Annotated in this window: 26 protein-coding genes; 10 read left to right on the top strand and 16 right to left on the bottom strand. The window is 70.8% G+C overall.

From position 1 onward, the window contains the following. Positions 1-102: 102 nt before the first annotated feature. Both ABH935_RS01020 and ABH935_RS01015 read right to left on the bottom strand, forming a co-directional pair. Positions 103-1,794 carry a hypothetical protein gene (locus ABH935_RS01020; RefSeq protein WP_370375827.1) on the bottom strand — a complete coding sequence of 564 codons (1,692 nt, stop codon included), beginning with the start codon at positions 1,792-1,794 and terminating at the stop codon, positions 103-105. A 207-nt stretch (positions 1,795-2,001) separates the two neighbouring features. Then, positions 2,002-2,358 (bottom strand): VOC family protein, encoded by a 357-nt coding sequence (locus ABH935_RS01015; RefSeq protein ID WP_370375826.1) that lies wholly within the window; start codon positions 2,356-2,358, stop codon positions 2,002-2,004. An 82-nt stretch (positions 2,359-2,440) separates the two neighbouring features. On the opposite strand from ABH935_RS01015, the gene ABH935_RS01010 reads away from it, so the two are divergent. Beyond that, positions 2,441-2,890 (top strand): MarR family winged helix-turn-helix transcriptional regulator, encoded by a 450-nt coding sequence (locus ABH935_RS01010; protein ID WP_370375825.1) that lies wholly within the window; start codon positions 2,441-2,443, stop codon positions 2,888-2,890. Positions 2,891-2,926: 36 nt separating this feature from the next. Here the strand turns inward: ABH935_RS01010 and ABH935_RS01005 are convergent, their stop codons facing one another. From ABH935_RS01005 to ABH935_RS00975, 7 genes are all read right to left on the bottom strand, one after another. Beyond that, on the bottom strand, positions 2,927-3,634 hold the full coding sequence (locus ABH935_RS01005) for an AIM24 family protein (RefSeq protein ID WP_370375824.1): 708 nt from the start codon (positions 3,632-3,634) through the stop codon (positions 2,927-2,929). A 136-nt stretch (positions 3,635-3,770) separates the two neighbouring features. After that, positions 3,771-4,556, bottom strand: a complete 786-nt coding sequence (locus ABH935_RS01000; protein WP_370375823.1) for a hypothetical protein — start codon at positions 4,554-4,556, stop codon at positions 3,771-3,773. Beyond that, positions 4,553-5,530: a hypothetical protein gene (locus ABH935_RS00995; RefSeq protein WP_370375822.1), complete on the bottom strand. Its 978-nt coding sequence runs from the start codon at positions 5,528-5,530 to the stop codon at positions 4,553-4,555. Before ABH935_RS00995 ends, ABH935_RS01000 begins: the two co-directional genes overlap by 4 nt. Beyond that, positions 5,527-5,907 (bottom strand): PadR family transcriptional regulator, encoded by a 381-nt coding sequence (locus ABH935_RS00990; protein ID WP_370375821.1) that lies wholly within the window; start codon positions 5,905-5,907, stop codon positions 5,527-5,529. Before ABH935_RS00990 ends, ABH935_RS00995 begins: the two co-directional genes overlap by 4 nt. 50 nt (positions 5,908-5,957) lie before the next feature. Beyond that, positions 5,958-7,256, bottom strand: a complete 1,299-nt coding sequence (locus ABH935_RS00985; protein WP_370375820.1) for an ArgE/DapE family deacylase — start codon at positions 7,254-7,256, stop codon at positions 5,958-5,960. A 33-nt stretch (positions 7,257-7,289) separates the two neighbouring features. Next, positions 7,290-7,976 (bottom strand): response regulator, encoded by a 687-nt coding sequence (locus ABH935_RS00980; protein ID WP_370375819.1) that lies wholly within the window; start codon positions 7,974-7,976, stop codon positions 7,290-7,292. Continuing rightward, the gene (locus tag ABH935_RS00975) at positions 7,973-9,505 is read right to left on the bottom strand and encodes a sensor histidine kinase (protein WP_370375818.1); all 1,533 of its coding nucleotides are present in this window, start codon (positions 9,503-9,505) and stop codon (positions 7,973-7,975) included. Before ABH935_RS00975 ends, ABH935_RS00980 begins: the two co-directional genes overlap by 4 nt. A gap of 69 nt (positions 9,506-9,574) precedes the next feature. Between ABH935_RS00975 and ABH935_RS00970 the strand changes: the two genes are divergently transcribed. The 7 genes from ABH935_RS00970 to gap all read left to right on the top strand — a co-directional run bounded on the left by ABH935_RS00970 (position 9,575) and on the right by gap (position 17,069). Next, complete coding sequence (locus tag ABH935_RS00970; protein WP_370375817.1) at positions 9,575-10,471, top strand: ABC transporter ATP-binding protein; 897 nt, start codon at positions 9,575-9,577, stop codon at positions 10,469-10,471. Beyond that, a complete protein-coding gene (locus ABH935_RS00965) occupies positions 10,468-11,886 on the top strand; it encodes an ABC transporter permease (RefSeq protein WP_370375816.1) in 1,419 nt (472 codons plus the stop codon). Before ABH935_RS00970 ends, ABH935_RS00965 begins: the two co-directional genes overlap by 4 nt. A 95-nt stretch (positions 11,887-11,981) precedes the next feature. Further along, positions 11,982-13,145 (top strand): hypothetical protein, encoded by a 1,164-nt coding sequence (locus ABH935_RS00960; RefSeq protein ID WP_370375815.1) that lies wholly within the window; start codon positions 11,982-11,984, stop codon positions 13,143-13,145. A 106-nt stretch (positions 13,146-13,251) separates the two neighbouring features. After that, positions 13,252-14,037, top strand: a complete 786-nt coding sequence (locus ABH935_RS00955) for a hypothetical protein (RefSeq protein ID WP_370375814.1) — start codon at positions 13,252-13,254, stop codon at positions 14,035-14,037. Continuing rightward, positions 13,974-14,849: a PstS family phosphate ABC transporter substrate-binding protein gene (locus ABH935_RS00950; RefSeq protein ID WP_370375813.1), complete on the top strand. Its 876-nt coding sequence runs from the start codon at positions 13,974-13,976 to the stop codon at positions 14,847-14,849. Before ABH935_RS00955 ends, ABH935_RS00950 begins: the two co-directional genes overlap by 64 nt. Before the next feature lie 128 nt (positions 14,850-14,977). Continuing rightward, entirely contained in the window at positions 14,978-15,955 is a 978-nt protein-coding gene (locus ABH935_RS00945) for a GlxA family transcriptional regulator (RefSeq protein ID WP_370375812.1), read from the top strand. A gap of 115 nt (positions 15,956-16,070) precedes the next feature. Continuing rightward, complete coding sequence (gene gap / locus ABH935_RS00940) at positions 16,071-17,069, top strand: type I glyceraldehyde-3-phosphate dehydrogenase (RefSeq protein WP_370375811.1); 999 nt, start codon at positions 16,071-16,073, stop codon at positions 17,067-17,069. A 2-nt stretch (positions 17,070-17,071) separates the two neighbouring features. Here gap and ABH935_RS00935 read toward each other — a convergent pair whose 3' ends face one another. The 5 genes from ABH935_RS00935 to ABH935_RS00915 all read right to left on the bottom strand — a co-directional run bounded on the left by ABH935_RS00935 (position 17,072) and on the right by ABH935_RS00915 (position 20,808). Beyond that, positions 17,072-18,505: an MFS transporter gene (locus tag ABH935_RS00935; RefSeq protein ID WP_370375810.1), complete on the bottom strand. Its 1,434-nt coding sequence runs from the start codon at positions 18,503-18,505 to the stop codon at positions 17,072-17,074. Positions 18,506-18,821: 316 nt separating this feature from the next. Continuing rightward, on the bottom strand, positions 18,822-19,205 hold the full coding sequence (locus ABH935_RS00930) for a roadblock/LC7 domain-containing protein (protein WP_370375809.1): 384 nt from the start codon (positions 19,203-19,205) through the stop codon (positions 18,822-18,824). Positions 19,206-19,292: 87 nt separating this feature from the next. After that, the gene (locus tag ABH935_RS00925) at positions 19,293-19,652 is read right to left on the bottom strand and encodes a hypothetical protein (RefSeq protein WP_370375808.1); all 360 of its coding nucleotides are present in this window, start codon (positions 19,650-19,652) and stop codon (positions 19,293-19,295) included. After that, the gene (locus tag ABH935_RS00920; protein WP_370375807.1) at positions 19,649-20,512 is read right to left on the bottom strand and encodes a hypothetical protein; all 864 of its coding nucleotides are present in this window, start codon (positions 20,510-20,512) and stop codon (positions 19,649-19,651) included. Before ABH935_RS00920 ends, ABH935_RS00925 begins: the two co-directional genes overlap by 4 nt. Then, on the bottom strand, positions 20,509-20,808 hold the full coding sequence (locus tag ABH935_RS00915) for a hypothetical protein (protein WP_370375806.1): 300 nt from the start codon (positions 20,806-20,808) through the stop codon (positions 20,509-20,511). Before ABH935_RS00915 ends, ABH935_RS00920 begins: the two co-directional genes overlap by 4 nt. Positions 20,809-21,007: 199 nt before the next feature. Here ABH935_RS00915 and ABH935_RS00910 point away from each other — a divergent pair, with 199 nt between their 5' ends. Next, complete coding sequence (locus ABH935_RS00910; protein ID WP_370375805.1) at positions 21,008-21,373, top strand: hypothetical protein; 366 nt, start codon at positions 21,008-21,010, stop codon at positions 21,371-21,373. 466 nt (positions 21,374-21,839) lie between these two features. Continuing rightward, on the top strand, positions 21,840-21,977 hold the full coding sequence (locus ABH935_RS00905) for a hypothetical protein (protein WP_370375804.1): 138 nt from the start codon (positions 21,840-21,842) through the stop codon (positions 21,975-21,977). A 112-nt stretch (positions 21,978-22,089) separates the two neighbouring features. Here the strand turns inward: ABH935_RS00905 and ABH935_RS00900 are convergent, their stop codons facing one another. Then, complete coding sequence (locus ABH935_RS00900; protein WP_370375803.1) at positions 22,090-22,710, bottom strand: pentapeptide repeat-containing protein; 621 nt, start codon at positions 22,708-22,710, stop codon at positions 22,090-22,092. 40 nt (positions 22,711-22,750) lie between these two features. Then, the gene (locus tag ABH935_RS00895; protein WP_370376104.1) at positions 22,751-23,299 is read right to left on the bottom strand and encodes a GNAT family N-acetyltransferase; all 549 of its coding nucleotides are present in this window, start codon (positions 23,297-23,299) and stop codon (positions 22,751-22,753) included. Between the last annotated feature and the right edge of the window lie 104 nt (positions 23,300-23,403).

The raw sequence follows: 23,403 nt of genomic DNA, 5'->3' as shown, positions 1-23,403 counted from the left end.
GGACAGACCGCCGAAGCAACCGCGACAGAAACGCGACGGGCTCCGCCGGAGTCGGCGGAGCCCGTGGGCTGAAGCTTCAGCTGATGAGGAGGGAGGAACCGGCTACATCAGCGGCGTCGCCCCCGCTCTGATCCCGCCGAACAACGTGCAGGGGTTGTTCGGCAGCACCTGGCGGAAGTCGTTGAACAACGTCACCGGTCCGGTCGGCCGCGGGTAGGTCAGGGGCAGGAGCGGACCGAACTCGGTTGTCGACGAGCCGCCGAAGGTCCGGGTCGTGCCCGGGATCGCGGCTCCGCCCTCCTGCCACACGCAGGCCGGCCCGACGTTCCTGGTCGTGAACATCGGGTAGAAGTTCGCGCCCGGCGGCGGGTTGACGCAGTTCGCGCCGGTGGTGCGGTTGCAGGGGTGGGCCAGCGTGTCGTTGTCCTCGATGCGCGGCAGGTCGGTCTCGAACGCGACGCGGTCGAAGGGTCGGAAGCCGTGGATGACGGGGCTGCTGAAGATGATCGGCTCCGGTGTCGGCTTCGTCGCGCCGCTGCCCGGCCACGTCTTCTGATACGGGACGCCGTCGTAGTCGTCGTCCGTGACCGGGTTTCCGCCGACGCAACCGCCGATCTTGACGAGCGAGGAGTCGCTCGCGTTGAAGCAGAAGTTGTCGTCCGCGTCGAGCGGTTCGGTGCCGGCCGACTGGGTGCAGTTCTGCGTGCCCGGGTCCGACGCGGCGCAGTACTCGAAGTGGCCGGTCTCGTCGGAGAACGCCGTGTTGTAGGAGTGCGCCGCCCACGGAACCCGCGTGTTCTCGCTGGACGTCGAGTACATCGGGTGGTAGTCCGACGGGATGGTCGTGCAGGTCGTCGCCGTCGGTTGGAAGGCCACCTGCGCGAAGCCGTTCTGCTTCGAGGCGGTCATCGATCCGTGGGTGCCGTTGCTCAGGTCGGCGACGTCGACGCGGAAGCCCGACGGGGTGTCGAACATGTGGACGGCGAGGGAGTCGCCGGAGTTCATGAAGTAGTCACGCGCCTGGTCGAGGTTGAACCGGGCGCCGTTGGTGGGGTCGGCCGGTGTCGTGGATTTCCCGTCCTTGGTGAGGAACGCGAAGTTGACGTACTCGATGCCCGCGCTGTTGAGGCACGCCGCGTTGTTCACGGCTCCGGTGTTGTAGTTCTGCGAGAGGCTGTCGATGTTCAGCGCCGCGCACCACTTCGTGGGGTCGCAGCCGTTGCCGGTGGGCTGCGAGACCCAGCCCGGCGGGTAGAACTGCATCTCCATGAAGCCTGCGCCGGGGTGCTTGCCGATGTACGCCGGCGAGTTCGGATCCGTGCTGGTGTAGATGTTGGTGTCGCTGTCCCGCTTGCACTTCGCGTTGGCCCCGGGCGCGGGCGCCGACTGGTCGTCGCACATCGCCATGCCGAACCAGAACGCCGGGTGCAGTTGGAAGTTCCAGGTCGAGCCGGAGCCGTCCTGAACCGGCTGCGCCGCCGGGTCTTTGGGTAGCCGGAGCAGGTAGGTGTTGTCGTTCCCGGCCCCTGGCGTGTTGCTGTAGAACAGGGTGGCCGGCTCGTCATGTCCGACATAGTGGCCGTCGCCGAAGACGTTCTCGCTGTCGTCGACCTCTGTACAGAAGAAACGGCTCGATGCGCAGCTCATCGTCGCCTTCGCCGAACCCGCCGGCGATGCCGCGCCCGCAGCGCCGGCTCGTGGCCCCGCTGCGGCGATCGGCGCGGCGATGGCCAAGATGGCGACCAGGCAAGCGATCCCCCCGCCGACCCGCCACCTGCGTCTGACTCTTCTCATGTGCCCTCCGACCCAACTCGCGGCGCGCCGGTGCGCCGGTGCCCCGACGTCGCCGTCGATCCAGGACTCTGATGACCGCTGACGCAGGGTTCTGTGTCAGCGGTCCATGGGGGGAAGGTAGACGCCCAGTAACGATGTGTCGATGGGGGGTGTCACGGTTGTGAGGGCTACAGAAGGCCGTCCGCGGCTCGACGTTGTCCCGCGCTGTCAGCCGTGCAGCGTGACGACGTACCCGTCGGGGTCGGCGAACGCGAACGTCCGGCCGAACGGGCCGTCGAACGGCGCGGTCACGATCCGCACGCCGTGCTCGACCAGGTCGTCGTGGATCTTCTCGACGTCCTCGGCCTTGAACCACAGCGCGACGCCCCAGCCGAGCTTGTCGACGGTGTCCAGGTCGGCCAGCGCGTCGCGGACCGCGAACGGGACCGGCTGGGTGTCGAAGACCACCGCGTGCGGCGGGGAGAAGGCCGCGCGGGCGAGGCCCAGCCGCTCCTCGTAGAAGCGCGCGGCGGACTCCAAGTCGTGGACCTGCAGCGAGATGAACGACGGTCCGATGACAGCCATGACGGAAGCACCTTTCAGTATCAGGAAACCTGATACTGACACTACGCCGCCGCGCGGCCCTGTGCAAGGTAACCTGATACTCGTGGAGACCACCGACCGGCCCGGATACCTGATCAAGCAGGCCCAGCTCGCGCTGAACGCGCAGATGTCCCGGGTGCTGCACGAGCAAGGCGTCACCCTCTCGCAGTTCGCCGTGCTCACCGCCCTGGCCGACGAACCGGGCCTGTCCAACGCCCAGCTGGCGCGCCGCGCGTTCATCACCCCGCAGAGCATGAACGAGAACCTGCGCGAGCTCGAAGGGCGCACCTGGATCCGGCGCCACCCCCATCCCGCGCACGCCCGGATTCTCCAGATCGAGCTCACCGACGAGGGCCACGCGACGCTCCAGGCCTGCGACGCCGCGGTGACCGTCATCGAGCAGCAGATGCTGGCCGGACTCGACTCCGGCCAACGCCGCGACCTCGTCGCGGCGCTGCGCAGCTGCATCGCGGCCCTGAAGCCCGCGCAGCCGGACGCGCCCGAAGCCCCGTGAACTACTGAAGCCCCGTGAACTACTGAAAGACGCGCTCTATCGGTCGTTCCCGTTGGGCTGCGGCAGATACGGCTCCAGCGAATGCGCCAGGTTCGGCAGCGGCATCGACTGCAGCCAGATCTGCCCCGGCCCGGTCAGCGCCACCAGGAACAGCCCGTCGCCGCCGAACACCTTGTTCCGGATGCCGGGAACCGTCGTCATCGTGAACTGCACGCTCGACTCGAACATGCCGATGTGCCCGGGGTGCACCAGCATCTGCTGCCCCTGCCCCAGCGTGTAGTGCGAGAGCTCGCCGGACAGCTCGATCCAGGCCCGCCCCTGGCCGTCCAGCCGCTGGAGCACGAAGCCCTCGCCGCCGAACAGGCTGCGGCTGAACGTCTTCTGGAAGGCCACGGTCGCGGTGATGCCAGGCGTCGAGGCCAGCCAGCCGTGCCTGTGCACGATCAGCGGCAGGTGCGGCTGGACGTCCACCGGCATGATGTGGCCCGGTACCTTCGCGGCGAAGCACAGCAGCGCCGTACCGCCGCCGGTGGCGTCGTAGCGCGTCATGAACAGCCCGCCGCCGCCCGCCACCCGCTTCAGGCCGGCCATGAAGCCGCGCGCGCCGCCGGAGTTCATGGTCTGCGACATCTGCACGTTCGGCGACATCCACGACAGCTCGCCGTGCGGCGAGATGATCGACTCACCCGGAGTGAGCAGGAACTCCAGCACCGGCATCGTGGTGCCCTTGACGTTGGCTTGCACAGCCGCCTCCCCCTGATCACGCCCGTTTCGGGGATCCTTTTCGCGCGGCCGTGCCGCCCCCCTCGCACACCATAGCGATCGGCGGCTGTGAGGGAGAGTAAGGGAGAGTAAGAAGGGCCGGCATCACCGGCCGGCATCACTCCCGCTCCGCCCACACCGAAAGCCGCCACACCATCTCCCCGGAAGCCGGAACCCGCGCCTGCGCGTCCCGCCCCGCCTTCGCCAAGTCGAAAGCCCGCCCCAGCATCGGCTCGATGCCCACGCTCCGATACGGCGCGCCCTCCGGCCAGCCCTCCAAGTTGCGCCAGAGCGCGGTCGAGATCGGCTCGGCGTCCGCCTCCAGGCGCAGCGTCAGGCGGTCGGGGCCGTCGGCGATCGTGACCTCGGCGGTGGCCAGGGTCGCGGCGGTGGCGCTGCCGTCGGACGCGCCCAGCAGGTCCAGGCGGGTGCCGGCAGGGGCGGGCCAGGGGCCGGTGGCGATCGGGTCCGCGTCGTCGAACACTGTCGTCGACACGCCGGCCGGGACCACGATGCGCGCCTGCTCCGACAGATCCAGCAGCGCGTGGGCGGCCCAGATGAAGCCGAAGCCCGGGTCGGCGGTCAGCCGGTAGTCGGCCACCACCGCGCCGGCGGCCTCGGTCAGGGTGCGCGTCAGTTCGTAGCGCTCGGTCGTCACCACCGCCGCGCCGTCCGCGCGCCGAGACCACGGCCGCGCCCACACCTCGCCGTGGTCCGGCGTGCCGCTGATCGTGGGGAAACACTCCTCCAAGCCGCCGGCGTCGGCGAACTCGTCGCCGGGCGCGGCACCGGCCCGGCGCGGCTCGTCTCGGTGCCACAGCCACTCCCGCCCGCCGCCGGACAACGACGTCCAGCGGCCGCCGTGCTCCAGGTCGGTCAGGACTTTCAAGCCGACCGCGCTCACGGTGCCTCCAATGATCTGAAAGTGGTGGTGCGGCGTCGGTAGAGGGCGAACGCGAACGACGCCAGCGCCAGGCACATCAGCACGACTTCGCAGCCCAGAGCCAGCTCCACGTAGAACGTGTCGCGCGGCGAGTCTGCCAGCTGGGGAGGCCACGCTGTCACGTATCGCAGCGTCGTCCCCCCGAATACGGGCAGGCCGGCCAGCGCCAGCGCCGCCGGCCAGACCGACGAGGACTTGACTCGCCAGAGCGCGACAACCACCGCCGCCGCAAACAGGAGCGCCGGCAGCGCCGGGGTGTGGGAGAAGTCGTTGTCGAACTCCCACATGTGGTCGACGGTCTTCCCCCGGATCCAGAATGCCACCGTGATCGCGGCCAAGGCGGTGAACCACCAGGTGCTCCCGGCGATACGCGGAGCTTTGCGGTGGAACACGACGATGGTCGCCGCGAGGATGAACAGCCGCGTGAAGACGGCGAAACCGCCGTACGAGAACAGACTCGCGGAGCTCCAGTACTCCCACTGCGCGTTATTGACGACGTAAGCGATGTCGGCGAGGCACAAGGCCTGCGCGCACCAGGACCACCCCCGAATCAGCGCCACGATGATGCCGGCTTGGAGGAGTACGGGGAGGAAGGAGTAGCCGATGCGCGCGCCGTAGGCGTTCCACTGCATCAGAAGCCCGAACTCGAACACGAAGTAGACCAGGATCGCTCGGCGCGCGATGTTCGCGGCGAGCCTCCCCGTCGGTCCTCCCGCGTCGGCGACGATGAGCCGCAGCCGGAGGCCGAGCATCGCCACCGACAGCACCTCGCGTGCCTTGGGTCTGCTCTGCCCCGGCTGCGCGCCGTCCATGAGGACCCCGAGCATCTCCTCGGCGTGCTGCGCCTGGTAGGTGCGCGGCAGCAGCCTGAGGGCTTTGCGATAGCCCGTCTCCAGCGCGTCGGTCACATCGCTGGCATTGTTCGCAGTACTCATATCGCGCCCCCGTTTGTGTCCAGCTTCGTGTCCAGCCCGGCGTGGCCGGTCGGCATCGTGAACTTCTTCAATCGCGAGATCGCCACCGCCGCGTCGGCCGCCATGCGGCTGGCCTCGGCGGCCAGGACGGCGGCCCCGGCGTCGGTGAGGCGGTAGTACCTGCGCAGGCGGCCGTTCTCGACCTCGTCGCGGTGCGCTTCCACCAGGCCGTCCTCCGACAGGCGGGTGAGGGCTCCGTAGAGCGTGCCGATGCGCAGGTCGACGCGGCTGTCGGTGATGCGCCGGACCTCTTGGACGATGCCGTAGCCGTGGCGGGGTTCGTCGATCAGGGCCGTGAGGATCAGGAACACCGGCTCCGTTCTGCCCAGTGGTTTCATGGGAGAAGATATATCGGCTCGCGATATATGAGCGCAAGAGCGCAGGCGAGTCAGAGTGCGGTCGCGCGCAGCACCGTGAGGACGAGCGTGCGCGCGACGGCGACGATCTCCGAGACCGAGACCTGCTCGCGCGGGCTGTGCGCGAGTTCGACGTCGCCCGGCCCGAACTGCAGGGTCGGGATGCCCGCCGCCGCGTACAGGCGCAGGTCGCTTCCGTAGGGGACGCCCCGCTCGCGCGGACGCGGGCCGCCGGTGAGGTCGGCGTGCGCGGTCCGCACCAGGTCCCGCAGGGGATGATCGGCGGGCAGGCGGCCGCTGGCGAACTGGCCGCCGGTCCAGGCGACCGTCGCCGGGTGATCGCGCAGCCACAGGTCTCGCGCGCAGGCCTCTGCGACGCAGGACTCCAGGTCGGCGCGCGCGGCGGTCGGGTCCTCGCCGAGCCGGACGCCGAGCCGGCCCTCGGCGACCAGGAGGTCCGGCACGCTGCTCACCCAGCTACCGGCTTGGACGGTGCCGACGGAGAGCGCGTAGGGGATGGGGTACTCGGCCATCAGCGGGTCGAGCGCGGCGCGATCGTTGCGGCGGGTCTCCAACTGCGCCAGTGCCGCGTGGATCGGCAGGTAGGCGTCGATCGCGCTGACGCCGGCGTCGCGGGTGCTGGCGTGCGTGGCCTTGCCGGGGACCTCGATGCGGAAGGTCAGCGCGCCGGCGTTCGCGGTGGCCAGCGTGCCGGAGGTCGGTTCGGTGATGACGCACGCGTCGCCGGTGTGGCCGCGTCGCAGGGTGCCGAAGGCGCCGAGGCCGCCGTCCTCCTCGCCGACGACGAAGTGCGCGGCGAGGCGTCCGCGCAGGCGCACGCCGCCGGCTCGGATCGCGGCGAGTGCGGCGAGGTTGGCGGCCAGCCCGGCTTTCATGTCGCAGGCGCCCCGGCCGTGCATCACCTCGCCGGTCACGGCGTCGCCGGTGACGCGCGGCGTGAAGGGGTCGCCGTCCCACAGCCCGAGGTCGCCGGGCGGGACGACGTCGACGTGCCCTTGCAGGATGACGGTCGGCCCGTCGGCGTGCTCCGGCGTCGTCGCGACCAGACCCCACGCCTCCTGGCGCGGCGCCTCGGTGCCCGGGAAGCCGGGGTCGGCGCGGAGTTCGGGCAGGTCCATCGGCCACAGGTCGACGTCGAGGCCGAGCTGGTCGAGCCGGCGGGCCAGCGTGTGCTGGAGCTCGGATTCGGCCGCGCTTCCGGTGACGCTGGGGACCGCGATGAGGTCGCGGAGGGTGGTGGCGATGCCGGGTTCGTCGATGGCTGCGAGGGCGGCGGATTCGTCGGCGGTGAGGGCGGGAGTGTGGGGCACGGCTGGTCCTTCGGTCTGGGGCGCGTGGTCGCCTTACTGATCGCGGATCGAAGGAACGAGACCTTGCTGATAGGCGAAGGCGACGGCCTGCGCGCGGTCCCGAGCACCGATCTTCGGCAGCAGATGGTTGATATGGCTCTTGACGGTCGTCTCGCTCACCGCCAACCGCTGCGCGATCTCGGCGTTGGCCAGGCCCCGCGCGATGAGCTCCAGCACCTGCGCCTCGCGCGGCGTCAGCCCGGCCGGCAGCGGCGGGTCCGCCCGCGGCGCCGTCGCCGTCGGCGCGGCGGCGATGGCGGCGATGGCGTCCACGACGTGATGCTGCACCGCCGGGTCGAGCACGGAGCGGTCGTCGACGACGTCGCGCAACGCCTGCTCGATCTGCTCGCCCCCGGCATCCTTGGTGAGGTAGCCGCGAGCACCCGCGCGCAGCGCGTCGAGAACCGAGCGGTCGTCGGCATAGGTGGTCAGGACGATCACCTTGACCCGCGGACACTCCTCGCGCAACACCCGGATCGCGGCCACCCCATCGCGCCGAGGCATGCGTAGATCCATGAGCACGACATCAGGACTCAACCGGTGCGCCATGTCGATCGCCTCATCACCATCGGCGGCCGTCCCCACGACCTCGACCCCCGGCAACAACCCGAGCACCAGCGCCAGCCCCTCACGCACCACCCGCTGATCATCCGCGGCCAGCACCCGGATCACGCCACTCACACCGGCACCCGCAGCACGACCCGGAACCCGGCCCCGGTGGCGCCGGCACTGAGCGTGCCGCCGAGGAGTTCGGCGCGCTCGCGCATGCCGGTGAGGCCGTAGCCGGTGGCGGGGTGCGCCGGAATCAGAGCCGGAACTCCGTCCGTCGCCACCGAAGCCTTCACGCCGGCGCTCGCCTCCGTGCCCGACCCCGCGCTCGTCCCCGTGTTCGTCTCCGCGCCCAACCTTGGTGCCGTCTTCCCGCTGCTCGCCGCCGCAGTCGCGACCGCCGCCGCTGCGGCTGCTTCGGCCTCCGCCACGACTGCCCTGGCCGAAGCCTCATCCCCGCAATCGAAATCCTCGACCGACAACAACACCTCGTCCGCCGCGTACGTCAACCGCACCTCGACTCGCGCCGCGCGCGCGTGCTTCACCACGTTCGTCAGCGCCTCCTGCGTGACCCGGTAGACCGCCAGGCGCGCGTCGGGCGGGACCGTGCGGGGCGGGCCGGCGGCGGCGAAGGTGCAGGGGATGCCGCTGTGCTGTTCGAACTGGCACGTCAGGGTGCTGATGGCGTCCGGGCCCGGCAGCTGCTCGCCGCGCAGCATGCCGATCGCGTGCCTGGCCTCGGCGAGGCCGTCCTTGGCCAGTTCGTGTGCGCGGTTCACGACCTCCGGCAGCCGCGGGTCGTCGGGCGCGGCCCGCGCCAGCATGCGCGCGCCCTCCAGTTGCAGCATCAGCCCGGACAACGAGTGCGCCAGCACGTCGTGCATCTCGCGTGCCAAGTGCTGGCGCTCGGCCATCGCCGCCGCGCGGGCCTGCGCGTCCCGGCTCTGTTCCAGCTCCGCCAGCAGCGCCTGGGCTTTGCATTTGGCGTCGCGCAGCCGCTGGAACATCGCCATCATCAGGCATACCGCGACGATCGGGCAGCACAGCACCACGCTTTGCGCCAGCGATGTGCGCCGCTGCGCCTCGACCGTGACCACCGCGACGACGGCGACGGTGACGGCGGCCAATACCCGCGGACGCTGGAACAGCCGGGCCGCCGCGATCATCAAGATGGTCCCCGCCCCGGGCAGCCCCGCGTTGCCCCGCTGCTGCACCCACAGCAGCGTGAAGGAGCCCGCGGCCAGCACCGCGACCAGCGGTATCAGCCGCCGCGCCGGCGCCTCCAGGTTCACCACCGAGCTGAGCAGCCCGACGACCAGCGCGCCGAGCGCGACGGAGACGACCAGGCCGGCGCCGTGGCCGCCGGGGCGCGGGTCGGTGCGCAGGGAGATCGCGATGCCGCCGATCGCGAGTCCCGTCGCCGACACACCGCGCAGGACGTACCGGTGGTCCTCCAGTCGCCAGCTCCCGATCAGGCTCACGATCAGGAGTGTAGGTCCCGGTCGCGCCCCGGTCATGGTGCGCAGGGTGGACATGATCCGGCCGCGCGCCTCCACCCCCGGGTGGAAGCGGTCCGCCCGGCGCTGGAACCGGACCGGCCCGTCGGATTCCATCCGGGCGCCGATGACCGCGCGCCGCACTCGCCCCGATACTCGCCTCATGCTCCTGACACACGGCCCGCATCAAGGCCAGAAACGCAACCTGACCTGCGATCGGAGGTCCTGACCCCGGTGCCCGGACCCCTGCGACTACGCCACCTGACCCGCCGCTTCGGCGCGCTCACCGCGCTCGACGACCTGACCTTCGACGTCCCGGCCGGCCAGGTCACCGGCTTCCTCGGCCACAACGGCGCGGGCAAGACCACGACCATGCGCGCCGTCTTCGGCCTGACCGACCTGGACTCCGGCGAGGTCCGCTGGGACGACGCGCCGCTGAGCCAGGAGCAGCGCCGCCGCTTCGGCTACATGCCCGAGGAACGCGGCCTGTACCCGGCGATGCCGGTCGGCGACCAGCTCCGCTACCTCGGCCGCCTGCACGGCCTCAGCGCCCGGGCCGCCGAGCGCGCCGTGGACACCTGGCTGGAACGCCTCGGCCTGCCCGGCCGCGCCGCCAGCAAGGTCGAAGAGCTCTCCCACGGCAACCAGCAGCGCGTGCAACTGGCCGCCGCCCTCCTGCACGACCCGGACCTGCTGGTCCTCGACGAGCCCCTGTCCGGCCTGGACCCGACCGGTATGGACGCGATCGGCGAGGTCCTGGTCGACCAGGCCCGCGCCGGCAAATGCGTGCTCTTCTCCAGCCACCAGCTCGACCAGGTCGAGGACCTGTGCGAAACCGTCGTCATCATCGCGCACGGACACCTGGTCGCGACCGGGACGGTGGACGAGCTCGCCGCCGGCGGCCCGCGCCGCCTCGTGGTGCGGGTGGCGGGAGATCGCGACGCCACCTGGGCCAAGGAGCTGCCGGGCGTCAGCATCTCCGAATCAGAGCGTGGCGCGGTCCGCCTGATCCTCGACGAGGCAACCGACAGCGACACGGTCCTGCGCGCGGCCATGACCGCCGGCCGGGTCACCGAATTCGTCTTCGAACGGCGCAGGCTGTCCGAAGTGTTCCGAGAGGCGATCGCGTGAAGAACTCCCTGCCGTTCGTGCTGCTGGCGATCAGCGCCACGGTGGCGGCGATCCGCATCCGGTCCCGCCTGCGGGCCAGAGCCGCGAAGAACGCGAAGCCCGCGAAGGACGGGCAGCTTGCGGAGGCCGCGAAGCCCAAGCGCCCGGCGCGCGCCTGGCTCGACAGCGACCTCATCACCGTCTCCCCGCGCGCCCACGAACTCGGCCTGGTCGCCGGCCGGGAACTGAGCGAGCGCCTGCGCGGCCGCCTGTTCCGCATCGGCACGCTGCTGATCCTGGTGGCGGTCGCGGCGGCGATCGTGATCCCGACCCTGCACAAGAACCACCCCACGCCCCAGAACGTCGGCGTCGTCAGTACCCTGACACCCGCGGTGCAGTCCGCCGTCCGGTCCGCGGCCTCCGCCGCGGCCGCCGGCACCGGAACCACCGCCACCCTGATCACCGAACCGGACGCCGCCGCGGCGCGCGACGCCGTCCACGCCGGCCGGCTCACGGTCGCGGTCATCGACGACCCGAACCAGGGCGTGAACCTGCTGGTCGACGAGTCCCCGGACCCGAAGGCCACCTCCGTCACCGCGCAGTTCGTCCGCTCCCTGTCTGTGGTGCTCGGCGAGGACGCGTCCTTCCAATCCGCAGGTCTCACCACGCAGCAGGCATCGCAGGTCGCCGACACCAGACCGCTGTCGATCAGCAGCCTGCGACCGGCCGCCAAGCGACCGTCCGGTGCTTTTTCTGTCATCGGCATCATCCTGATCTTCATGATGCTCACGCAGTACAACACCTGGACCCTGATGGGAGTGATGGAGGAGAAGTCCAGCCGCGTCGCCGAGGTCCTGCTCTCCGCCGTCCGCCCCGCACGCCTGCTGGCCGGCAAGGTCCTGGGCATCGGCGTCGCGGCTTTCGCCCAGGCGGCGCTGATCGTCACCTTCGCCCTGGTGGTGGCGCAATCGGTCGGCTCGACGCTGATGCGGGGGAGCGGACCGCTGGCCGTGGCCGCATCCCTCACCTGGCTGCTGCTCGGCTACGCGTTCTACAGCTGGGTCTACGCCGCCGCCGGATCCCTGGCCGAGCGCCGCGACCAGGTCCAGAGCGTGGCCCTGCCGCTGAGCATGCCGATCCTGTTCGGCTACGCGATCTCCCTGTCCACGATCACCAGCGGCGCGCCGTCCACGTTCTACCGCGTCCTGGCCTATCTGCCGCCGACCGCGCCCTTCGCGATGCCGACCCTGGTCGGCTTCGGCGACGTCGCCTGGTGGCAGTTCGCGGCCTCGGTCGTGGTCAGCCTCGTCGCGACGGTCGGCGTGGCGCGCTTCGCCGCCGTCGTCTACCGCCGCTCGATCCTGCGGACCGGGCGCCGCGTGGGCCTGCGCGACCTGTTCGGAGGTGCCCGCCCGCAGCCGAGCGCCGGGAATTAAAGCAGCGTTCTGCGAAGCTTTGCCCGATTCTCCGAACCGCGCGCGTGCTGCTGCCGTTTCATGCCGGAAGCCACCATTCGCAGAAGGGGAAACGCATGCACCTATCGCGAATCAGTTCCGGCGTCGTGGCGGCTGCCGCGCTCGTGCTGGCAGCCGGCGGTTGGACGGTGGTCGCCGCTCCGCCGTCGGGGCAGAACGCGTTCCTGGTCGCGGCGGCCTCGACGTCGGACACCGACGCCTGGGCCGTCGGCAGCCAGGGCGGCGCCGCCGCCACGAACCTCGGTTCCAAGGCTCTGATCGACCACTGGGACGGCACCGCCTGGAGCCAGTCGGCGGTGCCGGCGGTCGGCGAGCCGACGGCGGCGCTGGACGCGGTCAGTGCCAGCGGGCCTTCCGACGCCTGGGCCGTGGGGCAGATGCGGCAGCAGCGCTACCAGTTCCTGCCGCTGGCTCTGCACTGGAACGGCAGCGCGTGGAGCACGGTCAACATCAGTGTTCTGGGATCCACCGAAGTGCTCGGTGTCGCGGACATCAGCCCCACCGACGCCTACGCGTTCGGCAGCTACACCCATAACGGACAGGCTGCGCACTGGGACGGCACTGCCTGGACCAACTTCTCGCCGCCGCAGCCCGCCAACAACAACATGGGCGCCAGCCTCACCGCGATCTCCGCCGCGGGGCCCGACGACGTGTGGATGGTCGGCTCGGCGCTGGAGCAGATCGGTGCGAACGCCTACCAGGACGAGCCGTACTCAGTGCACTGGGACGGCACGTCGTGGTCGCTCGTGCCGATGCCTCCGGTCGGCAGCAGCAACATCAACGCGGTCGACAACCTGTACGGCCTGAAGGCGAACAGCGCCACGGACGTGTGGGCCGTCGGCACGTCCGGCGTCATCGACTCCGTGGGGAGTCACAGCACCCTGATCGAGCACTGGAACGGAGTCTCCTGGACCAAGGTCCCCAGCCCGAACGCGGGTACCGACCCGCTGCTGCACTCGGTGACCACGGCCAACGCGGCGAACAGCGTCTGGGCCGTCGGCGATGACGTGGTCCCCGGCACGACTCAGCGCCAGAGCCTGACGCTGCACTGGAACGGCAGCACCTGGGCCGTCGTCGCCAGCCCGAACGCCACCGGCGCTTCCACCACGCTCAGCGGCGTCACCACGACGCCCGGCGCGTCGATCGTGCACGCCGTGGGCTACTCGAACTCCGGGACCTCCACGCCGCAGTACAACCCGTTCGCGCTGCGCAACGGCTGATTCCCGCACCGGGGAACCCATCGCGGCCCGTCACGGTTCGCCGCGGTTCGCCGGGGATTCAGAGCCCGTATACGCCGCTGTGGCCAGTGGTCCGTAACGTGCGGCTGTGAGAGCAGTCGCCGAGGGGCCGCTGGCCACCGTGAACAACTGGCTCAACCAGAACGTCGTGCCCGCGGGGGTGCTGACCGGGGCGGTCCTGGCCCTCGGCGGTGTCCTGTGGGCCACGCTGGTCAACCGGCGCCGGCTGACCTGGTCGGTGGTCTACGACGCGCCGATCAACATCGACGACCAGGATCTGTGGACGATCAAGTCCGCGCAGACCAACGAGGGCATCGAAGAGCCGCAGCTGGTGGTCCTGGAGATCCGCAACGCCGGGCTGCTGGAGGTCCGCGAGGAGGACTGGGACAGCCGGCTGAAGTTCGCCTTCACCGGCGTGACCGTGGTCGACCTGAAGGTCCGCAACGACAGTTCGCACCGGCGGCACGGCACCGAGAACACCGACGGCGTGCGGGACCGTGTCGAGAAGCAGCGGTCTGAGGACCGGGCCGCGGCGGAGCGGGCCAGGAAGCTGACCGCGCGCTCCAGCGACGACGAGCGGCGCGCGGTGGAGCAGGCCGAGCTCGTCAAGCTGTTCCCCAAGGAGGAGAACCGGATCCAGCTGCCGCCGTTCAACCTCAACCGCGGCGCCAGCTTCCAGGTCATGGCGCTGCTGGACGGCCCCGGGAGCGCAACGCCCCGATCGGCATCGTCCGCTCCGGCGACGTCACCGGCGGCCGCATCCACCGGGCCGGAGGCACCCGGCGGCGGCGTACCGTCTGGCAGTCGCTCGTGGCGGTGGTGGCGCTGGTGGCCGGCATCGGCGCCGGCGCGTGGGTCTCCAACAGAGCCCTGACGCCGCGGGCACTGTGCGCCTCCGGCCAGCTCCAGCTGGAGGGCTCCACGGCGTTCGCACCGATCGCCACCATCGCCAAGAACGCCTACGAACAGCAGTGCCCGAACGCGCACATCGGCGTGTCACCGGTCGGCAGCGGCACCGGCCTGGACCAGTTCGGCACCCAGCTCGGCGCGGCCCGCGAACTGGCGATGGTGGACGGGCCACCGGACTCGACGCCGGTCGGGCTGACCCCGAAGCCGGTGGGGGTGGTCATCTTCGCGGTGGTGGCCAACCACGACGTCGCCGGATCCCTGACCGCCGAGACGGTCCGAGGCCTGTTCACCGGCACCACACCGATCGGCGCCTACAAGCTGGTCGGCCGGCCGACGGGCTCCGGCACCCGCACCGCCTTCCTCGACACCGTCGCGCAGTCCCGTTCAAGCGTGGTGAGCGCCACCCCCTGCCCCGCGTCGGACGACCCGGGCCCCAAGCCCACCAGCTGCACCGCCGCGACCACGATGCAACTGCTCGCCTACGTGAACGCCACCCCCGGCGCCGTAGGCTACGCCGAGGCCGACGCCCTGCCGTTCTTCCCATCAGTGGACGTGGTCGCCCTCGACGGCCGCCTCCCGACCCGCGACGCCGCGCTGCACCACGCGTATCCGTTCGTCGCGACGGAGAACCTCTTCGAAGCGACGAACCGCTCAGACCTGGCGAACGACTTCGTCGGCTTCCTGACCTCGGACGCCATGGCCGGCCGGTTGCACGACGACGGGTTCATTCCGTGCTCGGAGATCGGGGGGACGGATGTCTCGGGGATGTGTACGTAGGAGCGGTCCGGGTTCTGTTAGGCGCCTGAGTTGCGGCTGCATGGTGTGCGAGTCGCCCAGGTCATGACACCGGATCCGGCCCGGGATCTTCGATAGAGTCCCGCCATGGCCATCCGGAGCGCGCAGCCATGACCTCCGACCACGCCTCCGCGCCGTCCCCCGGCCTGCGCCGCATCGCCGTCCTGGTCCTCGAAGGCGCGAAGCCGCTCGACGTCGGCATCCCCGCGCAGGTGTTCACGACCCGCGCGAGCATGCCCTACGAAGTGCGCGTCTGCGGGGCCGCGCCCGGCCTGGTGACCGGCGGCGACGGCCTCGCGTACCACGTCGCCCACGGCCTGGAGGCGGTGGCCTGGGCCGACATCGTCTTCATCCCCGGCTACCGGGTCCCGGACCGCGACGACCCGCCGCCGGCCGTCGTCGAGGCGCTGATCGCGGCGCACGACCGGGGCGCGCGGCTCGCCGCGATCTCCACCGGCGCCTTCGCGCTCGCCGCCACCGGCCTGCTCGACGGCAAGCGCGCCACGACGCACTGGCACTACACGCGCGCCCTCGCGCGGAAGCACCCGCGCGTCCTCGTCGACGAGAACGTGCTGTTCGTCGACGAAGGCAGTGTCCTGACCTCGGCCGGCGCCGCCTCCGGCATCGACCTGTGCCTGCACATCCTGCGCGGCGACCTCGGCGTGGCCGCGGCGAACCACGCGGCCCGGCGCCTGGTCGCGGCGCCGTATCGCAGCGGCGGGCAGGCGCAGTACGTGCCGCGCAGCGTGCCCGAGCCGCTGGGGGAGCGGTTCGCCGCCACGCGGGAGTGGGCCCTGCACCGGCTCGATCAACCGCTCAGCCTGGAATCCCTCGCCGAGCACGCGGCCGTCTCGGCGCGCACGTTCTCCCGCCGCTTCGTCGAGGACACCGGCTACACACCGATGCAGTGGGTCATGCGGGCCCGCATCGACCTGGCCCGGGAGCTGCTGGAGCGGTCGCAGCGGGGCATCGAGCAGATCGCGCGCGACGTGGGCCTGGGCACCGGTGCGAATCTGCGGACGCACTTCCAGCGCATTCTCGGCACGACTCCGAGTGAGTACCGGCGCACCTTCACGCGCGGCGAGTGAGGCCGGCAACCGTCACGCGGCGTGTGTGGCGCGATCCTTTCGAACCATGGCGCCCACGCCACTGCCGGGCCCGACCGGCTCACGCGAAACTCATGGTGACTGAAAGGAAACAACCATGACTCGCATCGCCATCAACGGATTCGGCCGCATCGGACGCAATGTTCTGCGTGCCATGCTGGAGCGCGGCAGCGGCCTGGAGATCGTCGCCGTCAACGACCTCACCGATCCGGCCGCCCTGGCGCGGCTCCTCGCCTTCGACACCACCGCCGGACGGCTCGGCCGCCCGGTGAGCGTGGACGGAAACGTCCTGGTCGTCGACAACCGGCGGATCACCGTGCTCGCCGAGCGGGAGCCGGACCAGCTGCCGTGGGCGGACCTCGGGGTCGACATCGTGCTGGAGTCGACCGGCCGCTTCACGTCCGCCAAGGCCGCCGGCGCCCACCTGACCGCGGGGGCGAGGAAGGTCCTGGTCAGCGCGCCGTCGGACGGCGCGGACGTCACGCTCGCCTACGGGGTCAACACAGAGGTCTACGACCCGGCGCGGCACACGATCGTCTCCAACGCCTCGTGCACGACCAACGCGCTGGCGCCGCTGGCGGCAGTGCTCGACGACCTCGCCGGGATCGAGCACGGCTTCATGACCACGGTCCACGCCTACACGCAGGAGCAGAACCTGCAGGACGGCCCGCACCGGGACCCGCGGCGCGCCCGCGCCGCCGGCGTCAACATCGTCCCGACCACGACCGGCGCCGCCAAGGCCATCGGGCACGTCCTGCCCAACCTGGACGGCAAGCTGTCGGGCGACTCGATCCGGGTGCCGGTGCCGGTCGGTTCGATCGTCGAGCTGAACACCACCGTGGCGCGCGACGTCACGCGCGAGGACGTGCTGGCCGCGTACCGCGACGCCGCTCAGGGCCCGCTCGCCGGCATCCTGGAGTACTCCGAGGACGCGCTCGTGTCGTCCGACATCGTGGGGTGCTCCGCGTCGGCGATCTTCGACTCGGCGCTCACGCGGGTCGAGGGTCGGCACGTCAAGGTGGTCGCCTGGTACGACAACGAGTGGGGCTTCTCCAACCGCGTGGTCGACACGCTGGAACTCCTCGCCGCCGGCTGAGGCTACGAGGCCTCGTTGGCTGGAGCGGCCGGAGCGGCTGTCCGTATGCGGCGCACGCGTGCTCCGGCGTCGGGGTGCATGCGCAGGGCCGTGCCGGTCACGCACAGCGAGAACAACGTCAGGATGAGGAACGCGACGGTGTAGGCGGTCCGCGCGTCCGGGGTGCCCGGCAGCAGGTGTCCGAGCGGGCCGCCGGCGCGCAGGGCGATGGTGGACACCGCGATCGCCAGGCCGGCGGACATCTGGAAGGCGGTGGCGGCGATGGAGTTGGCGTCGGGCATCTGCTCCGGGGCCACGTCGCTGAACGAGACCGTGCTGAACGCGGTCATCGCCACCGAGCGGGCGATGCCGCTGATCAGGACGACGGCGCAGGTCAGGATGATCGGGGTGGCGGCGGTGAGCAGGCCGGCGGTGGCCATCGCCGCCGCCATCGCCAGCGTGGCGGCGATCAGGACCGGCCGGAAGCCGAAACGGTTGAGCAGCGGCGTGGTGGCCGGCTTGATGCCGATGTTGCCCACGAAGATGAACAGGACGACCGCCCCGGACTTGACGGAGCTCCAGCCGAAGACGTTCTGGAACAGCAGCGGCATCAGGAACGGGCCCGCGCCGACGACGATCCAGAACAGCGAGCCGCCGCTGACCGAGGCGCGCAGCGTCGGGATCCGCAGCACCCGAAGGTTCACCAGCGGTGCCTCGGCGCGCAGCAGATGGCGCACGGCCGCCGTGAGCAGCGCGAGCGAGACCAGGGCGGTGGTGATCGCGGCGGCCCAGGAGATGTTCTGTTCGGAGAACAAGTGGCCGGCGTAGGTGAGGCCGCCGAGTCCCGCGCAGGTGAGGACGACGCCGAGCCGGTCCAGACGCGGCGGCCGCTCGGTCGGCGTCGCCTCGACGACGCGCCAGGCGACGGCGAAGGCCACGACGCCGAGCGGGATGTTGATGCCGAACATCCACGGCCAGGACGCGTACGTGGTGATCAGGCCGCCGGCCAGCGGCGCGACGACCGGCGCCATCAGACCGGGCCACACCACGTAGGCCATGAGCCGCATCAGGTCCGACTTCTCGGCCCCGGCCAGCACGATCAGCCGCCCGACCGGCACCATCATCGCGCCCCCGAAGCCCTGCACCACCCGCATCGCGACCAGCACCGGCAGCGTCGTACTCAGCGCGCACCCGAGCGACGCGAGGGTGAACACCGCGATGGCAGCGAGGAACACCGGCCGCGTCCCCCACCGCCGCGTCAGCCATCCGCTGAGCGGTATGAGCGCCGCGAAGGTGAGCAGGAACGAGGTGATGATCAGCCCGATGGCCGCGGAGCTGACGTGCAGTGAGCGAGCCATCTGCGGCGCGGCGGTGGTGACGATGGTCCCATCGAGCATCTCCATGAAGAAACACCCGGCGACCAACAGGGCCTTGGAACGATGTGACTTGTCGATCATGAGCGTGCCCTCCGTGCGACGCCGGGCAGGGGTGCGGCGGCGGTTCTAGAGTAGACGCAACGTTGCGTCTACTCAAGGCGCGCAGGTGAGGGCCGCTTCGCGCTGATGATGTGGCTGCCGGCCACGCCGACTGATCGCCCGCCCGACTGGCTCGACCGATCGCCCTACCGCGCTGGCTAACCGACTGGTTACGCCAGTCACGCCAGCCAATCGGTACCGCGGCACTGGTGCTGCCCACTGGTGCTGCTCACTGGGATGCCCGACCGAGCGTGCCGACTTCCCGTTTCCACTAGCCGCGCCGCAGTTCCCTCCGCCGTTAAGCGTTCCCCGCCAGCAGCTTCCCGAACAGCTCCACCACTCCCGGCAGCTCCCGCCGCAGCGTGGCCAAATCCAGCCCCTCGTCGCCGACGACCGCCAGGAGCGCGTGCTCGCCGATGGCGGCGAAGACCACGTGGCCGCCGGCGGCGCGGATGACCGAATCGCGCAGGCCTCCGAGGCCTACGTGGGCGGCGGTGCGGGTGCCCAGGGCCATGCCGGCGGCGCAGAGGGCTGCGAGGGATTCCTGGTCGGCGGAGCCGGTGTCGGAGGCTACGAGGAGGCCGTCGGTGGTGGCGATGATGCTGTCGGTGACGCCCACGATCCTCTCGCGCAGGGCTTGGAGTTCGGTGACCACGGCTGTGGACGAGGTCGGTGGCTTCACAGCATGCTCCTTGGCACGTGTAGCGGTGCGGCCGAACGACGCGCGGCCGAGGTGGCAGTCGGCGGGTGAGGGTCGGGCGCTCCGGGCTCAGGGCAGTCGGTCGAGGACGTCGCGGAGGTGGCGCAGCGTCTGCTCCGCCGGTTGCGCCGGGGTGATCGCGGCCTGCCCTCGGAGCTGGGACGGTTGCGGCACCCGGCGCGGCAGCTGGGGATCGCGCGCCTCGGGTGACGCCGGGTCAGGGCCCTGCGTCGTCGATTCGCCCGCGCCGCCCGCTGGCGCATCAGCACGCGGCGCCACCTGCTCCATCTGCTGGATCGGTGCGATCGGTGCGATCTGCACCGTCGGCTCTGTCGGCACCGTCGGCTCTATCGGCTCTATCGGTGCCATCGGCTCCATCGCGGCGGCGGCGCGCACGTCGTCTCCGGCCTCGCGGCCCGTGGGATTCATAAGCTGGCCCTTCCTGGTGTGGTTCCGCTTCCTGATGGATCACGAGGCACCCGCCGTGGCAGCTTGCCTCTGCTCTCCGGCTGGCTTTCCGCGGGCGTGGCACGCCGCGCGGTGATCGGCAGCGCCGCCACGGCCCGCGGCGCCTCCCACTCCACGAGCCGCCGGGCCCGCAGGCGCGCGATGTCGAGCATGGCCGGGTACACGCCGCAGCCCAGGAAGAACGCGATGTCGCGCGGCGTCCGCCGGCCGTTCGCGGCGAGCAGGACAGCCTGCTGACGCGCGGTCAACGAGCCCGGTTCCACCCGCGTCGCCGGACGGCACCGCGCGGCGGCCAGCTCGGCGAGCGACCCCCAGTTCCGCGTCAGCGCGGCGATCCGGCGCGCGGTCTCGTCCGCGAGCGTGCGCGGCGACTCGCCGGGCCACGCCGCCAGCTCGGGCGCCACCGACCCCTCGTGCACGGTCCAGCCCTCCGCCGGGTTCAGCGCCATGGCGAAAGCGGCGTCGTAGACGGCTGCGATACAGACCGCTTCGAGTTCCCCGTGGCCGACCAGGCCGAGGCCAGTGAGGACGGTGTTCAAGGTGCCGTCGCCGTCCGTGCCCTCGGCGACCGTCGCGGCGCGACGGCTGACCGCGGCAGCCCATCCGTCCTCACCGACGCGCCCCGACCGAATCAGCAACGTCTCGACAGACGGCGCGTTCGGCGTGTCCACCGCGACGACCAGCCCGCGCCGCAGATGAATCGTCCCGCCCGGAGCCCCGGGCACCTCGACCGCTCCGGTGAAGTCCTCGGCCAGCAACTGCGCCAACAGCGCGGGCACGTTGCGCGGCGGCATCGGCACTGGCGGCACCGGCGCACTCATGTCAGGACGCTCTCTGCCAGCTCGGCGGCCTCACGCACCGCCAACGCCAGGTTCGAACGCTCCCGCTCCAGCACCAGAACCAGCATCACCGCGTTCAGCGCCGACCGCCCCGGCACGGCCTGCACCACCTCGTGCAGCCGGCTGCCGGTGATCACGACGCTCTCCAACTCGCCCGCCGCCCCGGCCTCGTGCAAACCCCCGGTGATCAGCCCGGTCAGCTCCGCGATCTCGAATCCCGCACCGACCGCCGAAAAGTCGCCCGCCGCGCGGTATGTCAGACCCGTGACCCCGTCCACCAAAGCGGCTCCGATTACTCCAGGAGATTCGAACGCTGCGGAGAGCGACATTTCCAAGCCGGGCACCGGAACCCCTTCACGTCGCGATATGTGTCAGGTTACTTTAGTCGCCGACTGGACTAACGGCGAGCTCGGATCCAATTCCCTGCGAGCCCGTGATCGGCAGCCACGAAAAATTCGGGAGTGAGGAAGTCCGCCCATGAACATCGAAGCCGCGCTGAAAGAAGCGATGACGGTCGACGGCGCCATCGGTGTGGCCCTGGTCGACTACGAGAGCGGCATGTCCCTGGGCTTCCTCGGCGGCGGCCCCGGCCTGGACCTGGAGGTGGCCGCGGCGGGGAACACCGAGGTCGTGCGGGCCAAGATGCGCACGCTGGCCCGGCTCGGACTGAACGAGACGGTCGAGGACATCCTCATCACCCTCACCGGCCAGTACCACGTGATCCGCCTGCTCCCCAGCACCGGCGGCGCCCTGTTCCTCTACCTCGCGCTCGACCGCTCCCGCGCCAACCTGGCCCTGGCCCGGCACGAGCTCCGCCGGATCGGCACGCTTATCGAGGCCTGAATATAGACGGCCGGATATAGGTGGCCTTATAAGGCGCCGCCGGGTGCGAAACGGGCTGATTCACCCTTCTATCCGAGATGAATAGCACGGACTATTCATCTCGCCGTCCGCCGCGAGTAAGTTCGAGCCCATATTCACGCTAAAGGGCTGTCGGCGCGCCGCGATATCCGGATAAGGTTTCGCCGCGTGCCCGGCTCGTCACGCCGACAGGCAATGAGGCGGCGGGCTTAAGTATCAGGCCCCTGTAACCGCCCGAAGCCCCTCCAGCGCCCGGATCACTCGACGGAGCGGGCAACTGGAGCCCGGCGGTGGACACCAACCTGGCCGCGTGCACGGCCGCGGGCCGACCGTACTGCCCCGGCGCCGGTCAGCCGCAAGGCGCCGACCCGCATGCGCTCGGTGCGGCCGGCGGCCCGGGTGCTGCAGCGCGGCCCCGACGGCCGCTCCCCACCACGTCGACACCGAGATGACGCTGGCCTCGTACGAGCAGAAGGCGTACGGCGGCAAGCACGTCAACGCCACGTTCTCGCCGCAGGCCATGGTGTGGGTCATCCAGGTCGACGCCCCGACCAGCCACCACTGGGCCGAGAAGCACCTGTGGTAGGTCGCTAGTCGCACAGCTCGTTTGCCGCAGTTGCCGCCGGCACGTCCGAAGTCGACGGCGGCTGCGGCTCCGCGCGTATCCAGTCCGGCGCGGCGGTGAAGCCGGGTCCGGGCTACTCCGCCCGCACATCCAGCCCGAACGCCACAGCCAGTACCACCGCCTGGTCGGCGGTGATGACCGCGTCCCGCAACGTGACCTCGGCCGGGTCGAAGGCGGAAAGGTCGCTGCCGCGCAGATCGCTCTTCTCGAACGAGGCACCGAACACCCAGGCACCGGACAGATCCGTATCGCGGAACTGCGCCTCCCGGCACTTGGCACCGGTCAAGTCCGCCTCACGCATCCGGACCCCGCGGAACACCGCGCCCCGCAGGTCGGCGCCGGGCAGGCCGACGAACGACCAGTCGCCGCCCTCGACCTTCAGGGCGCCGAACGTGCAGTTGTCGAACATCGAGCCCATCAGCTTGGCGCGGGTGAACGAGGCATCGAACAGCGAGCTGCGGCGGAACGTGCAGTTCGCGAACGCCGAGCCGGTGTGCACCGAGGCGTTGAACCGGCAGCCGCGGAAGACGCACTCGCTGAACGTGGCACCCTCGCCGACCACCTCGGTGAAGTCCACGTCGAGGAACGCGACGCGCTCGAACGTCTCCTCGCCGAGCCGCCGGCCGTACCAGTCCTCGCCGCTGACCGTCGAGGTCGTCTCCGGATCGGGGGTTCCGCCCCTGCGCTGCGCCATGATCCCGACCGTATCGCGGGGGACTGACGGGATCGCGGTCTTACGCCCGAGGATCGTCGGGCCGCAGCCCCACGCAATCCTGCGCCCAGAACACGTCGGAGTACACAAAGGTGCCCGTCATCCACTTCTCGTGCGAGGACAGCGCGGTGACCTGGAACGTGCCGGGCGGATAGCGCAGCGTCGGCGGGCGGAAGCCAAGCTCCGTGGCGTCGGCGAAGCCGTGCCTGCCGTAGTAGCTCGGATCGCCCTCCAAGAACACCAAAGGAATGCCCTGACTGTCGGCAGCCGCGAGAGCGTGCGCGATGAGCCGAGTGCCGATTCCCCGGCGCTGGTACTCCGGCAGCACGCCCAACGGCGACAGCGACAGCACGTCCACCAGTCGGGGCGGCGCGTCCAACCGGCAGGCGCTGAGCATCACATGGCCGACGACCCGCTCGTCGACCGTCGCCACCAGCGACGTCGGCGCAAGGGCAGCCGGGGCGGCGCGCAACGCGTCGACCAACGTCGGAACGCGCTCACCGTCTCCGAACGCAAGCCGGTGAACGGTCCGCACCGCTTCGTGGTCCTCGATCCGCTCAGGTCGGATCACCGGCTCCACGTGTCCGTCCTGACGGTCGTCTCGTGCAGTCACGGCGCCACGCTAGCTCCCGACCAGATCGTCGCGCGACACCATTACCGCAGCGCGTTCCGCCA

The organism is Catenulispora sp. GAS73 (genome assembly GCF_041262085.1).
Classification (GTDB): Bacteria; Actinomycetota; Actinomycetes; order Streptomycetales; family Catenulisporaceae; genus Catenulispora.
Note: the sequence above shows the minus strand (reverse complement) of the source record. Positions and strands in the feature narration are given on the sequence as shown.